The 7,803-nt window shown below is 73.8% G+C and carries 6 protein-coding genes and 1 pseudogene; 4 read left to right on the top strand and 3 right to left on the bottom strand.

Annotation, left to right across the window (positions count from 1 at the left end):
* The 4 genes and pseudogenes from argC to ACFVIM_RS30040 all read left to right on the top strand — a co-directional run.
* Positions 1 to 876, top strand: an 876-nt coding sequence (gene argC, locus ACFVIM_RS30055; RefSeq protein ID WP_384307903.1) for an N-acetyl-gamma-glutamyl-phosphate reductase, incomplete at its 5' end; no start/stop codon positions are given.
* Positions 873 to 2,024: a bifunctional glutamate N-acetyltransferase/amino-acid acetyltransferase ArgJ gene (gene argJ, locus ACFVIM_RS30050; RefSeq protein WP_384307900.1), complete on the top strand. Its 1,152-nt coding sequence runs from the start codon at positions 873 to 875 to the stop codon at positions 2,022 to 2,024. The genes argC and argJ, both read left to right, overlap by 4 nt.
* Positions 2,025 to 2,041: 17 nt before the next feature.
* A pseudogene (gene argB / locus ACFVIM_RS30045) lies at positions 2,042 to 2,986 on the top strand (acetylglutamate kinase); the annotation flags it as partial.
* A gap of 170 nt (positions 2,987 to 3,156) precedes the next feature.
* Positions 3,157 to 4,338 (top strand): acetylornithine transaminase, encoded by a 1,182-nt coding sequence (locus ACFVIM_RS30040; protein ID WP_384307897.1) that lies wholly within the window; start codon positions 3,157 to 3,159, stop codon positions 4,336 to 4,338.
* Positions 4,339 to 4,569: 231 nt separating this feature from the next.
* Here ACFVIM_RS30040 and ACFVIM_RS30035 read toward each other — a convergent pair whose 3' ends face one another.
* The 3 genes from ACFVIM_RS30035 to ACFVIM_RS30025 all read right to left on the bottom strand — a co-directional run.
* Positions 4,570 to 5,091, bottom strand: a complete 522-nt coding sequence (locus tag ACFVIM_RS30035) for a GNAT family N-acetyltransferase (RefSeq protein WP_384307894.1) — start codon at positions 5,089 to 5,091, stop codon at positions 4,570 to 4,572.
* A gap of 807 nt (positions 5,092 to 5,898) precedes the next feature.
* On the bottom strand, positions 5,899 to 6,738 hold the full coding sequence (locus ACFVIM_RS30030; protein WP_384307891.1) for an ABC transporter ATP-binding protein: 840 nt from the start codon (positions 6,736 to 6,738) through the stop codon (positions 5,899 to 5,901).
* Positions 6,735 to 7,803 (bottom strand): FecCD family ABC transporter permease (locus ACFVIM_RS30025; RefSeq protein WP_384307888.1); only part of this gene is annotated, 1,069 nt, incomplete at its 5' end. The genes ACFVIM_RS30030 and ACFVIM_RS30025, both read right to left, overlap by 4 nt.

Below are 7,803 nucleotides of genomic sequence, written 5' to 3'. Positions count from 1 at the left end.
GGGGTACTGGAGGACTCGTCGGCGCAACGATTGCGCGACCACGACGTGGTGTTCCTGGCCCTGCCCCACGGCCAGTCCGCCGCGCTGGCACAGCGGTTGGAGCCCGACACCCTCGTGGTGGACTGCGGGGCGGACTTCCGGCTGCGGGACCCCGCCGACTGGGAGCGGTTCTACGGCTCCCCGCACCCCGGCACCTGGCCCTACGGGCTGCCGGAACTCCCCGGCGCGCGGGAGGTGTTGAAGGGCGCCACCCGGATCGCCATGCCCGGCTGCTATCCCACGGCGGTGACGCTCGCGCTCCATCCGGCCTTCCGGGCCGGGCTCGTGGAGCCGGAGGCCGTCGTGGTCGCCGCCAGTGGCACCTCCGGCGCGGGCAAGGCGGCCAAGCCGCACCTGCTGGGCTCCGAGGTGATGGGCTCGATGACTCCGTACGGCGTCGGCGGCGGTCACCGGCACACGCCCGAGATCGCGCAGAACCTGTCCGAGGCCGCGGGTGAGCGGATCACCGTGTCCTTCACCCCGACGCTGGCGCCCATGCCGCGGGGCATCCTCGCCACGTGTTCGGCACGGCTGCGCCCCGGGATCACCCCCGAGGCCGCGGCCAAGGCGGCGCGCGCCGCGTACGAAGGGGCCTACGGCGACGAGCCGTTCGTCCGGCTGCTGGACGAGGGGCGGTGGCCGACGACGGCCGCCGTCCTCGGCTCCAACACGGTCCAGGTGCAGCTGACCGTGGACCCCGTCGCGCACCGGCTGATCTGTGTGAGCGCGATCGACAATCTGACGAAGGGCACCGCCGGTGGCGCGGTGCAGAGCATGAACATCGCCCTCGGCCTGCCCGAAGGAATGGGCCTGCCCATGAATGGAGTGGCTCCGTGAGCGTGACCGCTGCCCAGGGATTCCTCGCGAGCGGGGTCCCCGCCGGGATCAAGGAATCCGGCGACCGGGACCTGGCCCTGGTGGTGAACCGCGGACCGTCGCGGGCCGCCGCGGGCGTCTTCACCTCCAACCGGGTCCAGGCCGCGCCCGTCCGCTGGTCCCGGCGGGTGCTGGCGGACCAGAGCCTGGCCGCCGTCGTCCTCAACTCGGGCGGGGCCAACGCGTGCACCGGCCGGGTGGGCGAGGCGGACACCCGCGCGATGGCCGAGGCCACCGCGCTCGCGGTGGGTGTGGCGGCCGAGGAGGTCGCGGTGTGCTCCACCGGCCTGATCGGTGTCACCCTGCCCATGGACCGGGTCACCACGGGCATCACCACGGCCGCGGCCGGGCTGAGCGCCGACGGCGGCGAGGACGCGGCCGTCGCGATCAAGACGACCGACTCGGTACACAAGACGGCCGTGGCGTCCGGCCCCGGCTGGACGGTCGGCGGCATGGCGAAGGGCGCGGGCATGCTCGCGCCCGGCCTGGCCACCATGCTCGTGGTCCTCACCACGGACGCCGACGTCAGCGGTCAGGTGCTGGACGCGGCGCTGCGGCAGGCGGTACGGACCACCTTCGACCGGGTGGACTCGGACGGCTGTATGTCGACCAACGACACCGTGCTGCTGCTCGCCTCGGGCACCTCGGGTGTGACGCCGTTCCCCGCCGCCTTCGCGGAGGCCGTGCACGCGGTCTGCCATGATCTGGCGCGCCAGCTGATCGCGGACGCCGAGGGCGCGTCCAAGGAGATCGAGGTACGGATCACCGGGGCCGACTCGGAGCATGACGCGGTGACCGTGGGCCGCTCGGTGGCCCGCAACAACCTCCTCAAGTGCGCGCTGCACGGCGAGGACCCCAACTGGGGCCGGGTGCTGTCGGCGATCGGGACGACCGACGCCGTCTTCGACCCCGACCGGCTGGACGTGGCGATCAACGGCGTCTGGGTCTGCCGGGACGGCGCGGCCGGGGAGGACCGGGAGAAGGTCGATCTGTCGGGGCGCGAGGTGACGGTCACGGTGGATCTGCGCTCCGGCGAGGAGTCGGCGACCATCTGGACCAATGACCTCACCGCCGAGTACGTCCACGAGAACAGCGCGTACAGCTCGTGAGCGGGGTGGAGGCGGAGATGAGAGCGGTCGTCAGCGATCAGGTGGGCCAGACGCGCTCCCCGGCCACGGAGGCCGACGCGGACCCGGACCCGGAACGGGATCCGGCCACCGGCTCACTGCCCTGGCCGGAGGAGCTGCGGGGCAGCGTGGTCGTCGTCAAGTTCGGTGGCAACGCCATGGTCGACGCGTCGCTCCAGCGGACGTTCGCCCAGGATGTGGTGGAACTCTGGTACGCGGGCCTGCGCCCGGTCGTCGTCCACGGCGGCGGGCCGCAGATCAGCGCGATGCTCGACCGGCTCGGTCTGGAGACGCGCTTCGAGGCGGGCCTGCGGGTGACCACGCCCGAGACCATGGACGTGGTGCGCATGGTGCTGACGGGCCGGGTGCAGCGGGAGCTGGTCGGCGAGATCAATGCCCATGGGCCGTTCGCCGTCGGTCTGACCGGCGAGGACGCCCATACGATGACCGCCGTCCGGCGCTCCGCGCGCGTGGACGGGCGCCCGGTGGACATCGGCCTGGTCGGTGAGGTCGTCGAGGTGAACCCGTCGACGGTACGCACGCTCCTGGACGAGGGGCGCATCCCCGTGGTCTCCCCCGTGGCACGCGGCACGGACGGCGAGGTCTACAACGTCAACGCCGATCTGGCGGCGTCCGCGCTGGCCGTCGCCCTGGGCGCCGAGCGGCTGGTGGTGCTCACCGATGTGGAGGGGCTGTACGCGGACTGGCCGCACAGCACCGAGGTCGTCGAGCGGCTGACCGCCGACGAACTGGACGAACTGCTTCCGCACCTGGCCAGCGGCATGCTGCCGAAGATGGAGGGCTGTCTGCGCGCCGTACGCGGCGGGGTGCGGCGGGCCCAGGTGCTGGACGGCCGGGTACCGCACGCGCTGGTGCGCGGCGTACTGGCCGAGAAGAGCCCTGGGACGACGGTGGTACCCGGGGACGACGACGGTACGGGACCGGCGGATGCCGCGTGCCGTGCCGGTACGGGAGCGGCGGACGTTCCCGGTGGCGGGCTCGACAACGGCCCCGTCGGCGCGGACAGCCCCGTCGGCGCACACGACACACACGACACACACAACGCAGACGACGCAGACGACGCAGACGACGCAGACGACAAGGACGGTGTGGTGTGAGCGCCACCGACACGACCCCGCTGGTGGACCGCTGGCGCACCTCGCTGATGGACACCTACGGCACCCCTCCCCTGGCCCTGGTCCGGGGTGAGGGCAGCACGGTGTGGGACGAATCGGGCCGCGCGTACACGGACTTCACCGGCGGCATCGCCGTCAACACCCTCGGGCACGCCCATCCCGCCGTGGTGGCGGCCGTCTCAGCGCAGGTCGCCCGGCTCGGCCATGTCTCCAACCTGTTCGCCGCCGAACCGCCCATCGCCCTCGCGGAGCGCCTCCTGGGACTGCTGGGACGACGGCGGGGGCGGGTGTTCTTCGCCAACTCCGGTACGGAGGCGGTGGAGGCGGCCTTCAAGATCGCCCGGCGGACGGGCCGCCCCCAGATCGTCGCCGCGCGCGGCGGCTTCCACGGACGCACCATGGGGGCGCTCGCCCTCACCGGGCAGCCCGCCAAACAGTGGCCCTTCCTTCCGCTGCCGGGCGAGGTGACCCATGTCCCGTACGGGGACGTGACGGCCCTGCGGGCCGCGGTCACCGAGGAGACGGCCGCGGTCGTCCTGGAGCCGGTGCAGGGCGAGGCGGGCGTGGTCCCCGCCCCCGAGGGATACCTCCGGGCCGCCCGGGAGATCACCCGGGCCAAGGGCGGCCTCCTCGTCCTGGACGAGGTACAGACGGGCATCGGACGCACCGGCCACTGGTTCGCGCACCAGGCGGCGGAAGGCGCCGACCCCGATGTGGTGACCCTGGCCAAGGGGCTGGGAGGCGGGCTCCCGATCGGCGCGACCGTGGCGTTCGGCACCGCCGCCGAACTGCTCACCCCCGGACAGCACGGCTCGACCTTCGGCGGCAACCCGGTCGCGTGCGCGGCGGGACTCGCCGTCCTGGAGACCATCGAGTCCGACGGACTGCTCACCCGGGTGAAGCGGGTCGGGGCACGGCTGCGGGACGGCGTGGAGGAACTGCGTCACCCCCGGGTGCGCGAGGTGCGCGGCGCGGGCCTGCTGCTCGGCATCCAGCTCACCGACCCGGGCGCCGCGCGGGTGCGGCAGACGGCTCAGGAGGCGGGCTTCCTGCTCAACGCCGCCGGGCCGGAGATCCTGCGGCTGGCTCCGGCGCTGACCATCTCCGAGGGCGAGGTGGACGGGCTGCTGGCGGCGCTGCCGTCGCTGCTGGACAGCTGACGGGCGCCGGGGCGCGGCTACGGCTGACGCATAGGTGAGGGCGGGGTCCATCGGCCGGTTCTGGCTGGTGGACCCCGCCCTGTGGGCTGGGTGGGGGCACTTGGGGGTTCAGGGCCTGGCTGAGGGATCCTGCCGGGCTCATGCGACCTGGCTCCCCCCGGGCGCGGCTCAGGTGGGGTGCCCTCGGGCTCCGTTCCCCGACCCGGCCCGGTCCGTCGGACAGGCCGTCGCTCACAGGGCTCGGGCGAGGATCCGCGCGTTACGGCGCGGGTCCAGGGAACCGGCCCAGGCGGGCGGCGCCGCGCTTTCGCTCGCGGGCCCGAACCCGTACCGCAGGAAGAGATCGCCACCGCCGGTCGTCGCCGTGAACAGGCCGTCCAGGGACCGCTCCCGCGCCCGCGCCAGCGCGGCACGCAGCAGCCGGGCCCCCAGCCCGCTCCCCTGCCGGTGCCGTGCGACACAGAAGTTGTAGAGCACCCCCGCGGGGCCACGGCCACCGTCCGGGGCGGCCGGGTGCGCCCGCAGGCCCAGACAGCCCTCCAGCGTGCCGTCGGGGCCCTCCGCGACGAGGAAGTCCGACGCGTGCGCCGCGTAGAGCGCGACCGGGCGTTCGCGCAGCGCGCCCGAGCGGGCGAACGGCGCCGACAGGGCGGCGAGGGCGGCGGCGTCCCGCGGGGTGGCGGGGCGGATGGTGGGCGGCGCGGTCGCTGTGCGCGGCAGCGGTGGGGCAGTGCGCGGCGTGGCCGTGATCAAGGTCTTCCTCTTCCTCGGGTCCCCCGTGTGATGGAGGACGGCTCATCGCCGTGTCACCTCCACCGACAACTAGCTTAGGTTAGCCTTACCTAAGTATCTTGGTCCACTTCGCCCCTGCCGGGCACGGCATCTGCGTGGACTCGCCCGCGTCGGCGCACGGGCGTGCGACCTTACTGGTCGGCCGGCCGGGAGGGCGCGCCGGGGTGCGCGCCCCGCCCCCTCCCGTGCGCGCCACGCGTCACGGGCCCGCCCCTTGCCACCCCACGGGCCCTCCCGGCCCGCCCACGCGCCGGGTCCACCCTCTTGTGCCGACCACCCGGGCCCGGGCCGTGTCGCCCGGGGCCCTGCGAGGCGGGCCCACACCGCTTGTGGGCACGGGTTCCGCCCGGGCGATGGGGGTCCCCCTGCCGAAGGCTGGGGGAGGGTGGGCACAAGCCCACCACCCGGACACCGGGCCCCCTCGCCCCCAGCCCCTGCCGGACAGCCCCCCGCACCAGGGCGCGACCCCACGGGGTACGTACACGAGGTGCGGCCCTCAGCGGAGTCCCGTACGCGGGGGCGCGGGTTGCGTTGCCGGGTGGGGCCGGGTTCGGGGCTGGGCGAGTGGGGACGCCTACCCGGCAGGGGGTTCCCGTGTGCCCACCCGTTCCGCCCTTGGCGGAACAGATGCCCACACGGGTGGGGATGCCTGCCCACAACGGGGGGGGATCCCCGGGCCCGCACAGGGCCGGGGGTCCGCAGCGGTGGGGGCGCGTTGGAGGTTCGCCGGGAGGGGCCTGTGGTGGGGACGAGGGCGGGTCCAGAGGGCTAGCGGCGCCTGGGGGCCGCGGGGACCATGAGGGGCGTGCCCGTCTCGGGGTCGGGGATGATCCGGCACGCCAGTCCGAACACGTCCCGCACCAGCTCCGCCGTCATCACGCTCGCCGGATCCCCCTCCGCCGCCACCACTCCCCCGGGCTTCATCACGATCAGGTGCGTCGCGTACCGGCACGCCTGGTTGAGGTCGTGCAGCACGGCGACCACGGTGTGCCCTTCGCGCGCGTGGAGTTCGGCGCAGAGGTCGAGGACCTCGACCTGGTGGGCGATGTCCAGATAGGTGGTGGGCTCGTCGAGCAGCAGGATCGGTGTCTGCTGCGCCAGCACCATGGCGAGCCAGACCCGCTGGCGCTGTCCGCCGGAGAGGTCGTCGACGGGACGGTCGGCGAGTTCGAGCACCCCGGTCTGGGTCATCGCGCCGGTCACGGCGGCCTCGTCCTCGGCGGACCACTGCTTGAGCAGCCGCTGGTGGGGGTAGCGTCCACGCGCCACCAGGTCGCCGACGGTGATCCCGCCGGGCGCGGTGGAGGACTGGGGCAGCAGCCCGAGCCGCAGGGCGACGTCGCGGGAACGGTAGGAGGCGATGGCGGCGCCGTCGAGGTAGACCGTGCCCGTGGTGGGCTTGAGCATCCGGGCGAGCGTCTTGAGCAGGGTGGACTTGCCGCACGCGTTCGGCCCGAGGATGACCGTGAACGAGTGGTCGGGGATGTCGACGCCGAGGCCGGTGGCCACCGTCCGCTGGTCGTAGGAGAGCGTCAGGTTCTCGGCGCGCAGCCGGGGCGCTGTGTTTGCCGCGGTCGCCGCGGTCGCCGTGGTGTGTGTGGCAGTCATGCTCGACTCTTTCGGGACTCGGTGACCAGCAGCCAGATGAGGTACAGCCCGCCGATGGTGCCGGTGGCCGTGCCCACCGGCAGGAGGGTGGGGGAGAAGAGGCGCTGGACGAGGAGGTCGCTCGTGGTCAGCAGGGCCGCGCCCATCAGCGCGGTGGGCAGGAGCGCGGGGCCGGAGGCACCGGTCACCCTGCGGGCGATCTGGGGCGCGGCCAGGGCGATGAACCAGATGGGGCCGGTGACCGCCGTGGCGAGGGCGGCGAGGGCGACGCTGACGATGAGCAGGACGGTACGGGTACGGGCCACGTTGACGCCCAGCGCGGTCGCGGTGAGGTCGCCCATCTCCACCATCGACAGCCGCCGCGCCAGGACGAAGGCGACGGGCAGCAGGACCGCGACCCCGATGGCGATGGCGTTGGCCTGGCTCCAGCCCCGGTTGTTGAGGCTGCCGATGAGCCATGCCTGGGCCTCCAGCGCCTCCTGGAAGGTGGCCCGGGTGATCAGGTACGAGTTGACCGCGAGCAGCAGGGCGCTGACACCGATACCGATGACGACCAGCCGGAACCCCTGCATCCCGCGCCCGATCATCAGCAGGTAGATCGCCCCCGCGGTGGCGAGCCCGCCGATGAGGGCGCCGAGCGCGATCTGGGTCATGCTGCCGTGCAGCACGGTGATGACGATGAGCGCGCCGACCGCGGACCCGTTGGTGAAGCCGATGACGTCGGGGCTGCCGAGGGAGTTGCCGGTCAGGCTCTGGAGGATGGCGCCGCTGACCGCGAGCGCCGCGCCGACGCACAGGGCGGTCACCAGGCGGGGCATCCGCAGGGTGTTGACGATGAAGTCGGCGCCGGGATTGCCGTTGCCGGTGAGCGCCCCGACGACCTCGGAGACGGAGAGGGCGAAGTCCCCGGTGGTCAGGCTGATGCCCATGACGAGCACGAGGACGGCGACCAGCAGGGCCGAGACGGCCAGGACGCGTCCCTGGATCCGCAGGGAGACCCCGCCCCGCCGGGTGCGCAGGACCCGTCCGGTGACCACCCGGGGACGGGTGGCGCCCGGCCCGGGG

It is taken from the genome of Streptomyces sp. NPDC057638 (assembly GCF_042800315.1).
Taxonomy (GTDB): domain Bacteria; phylum Actinomycetota; class Actinomycetes; order Streptomycetales; family Streptomycetaceae; genus Streptomyces.
This window is presented reverse-complemented; position numbering and strand designations above follow the sequence as displayed.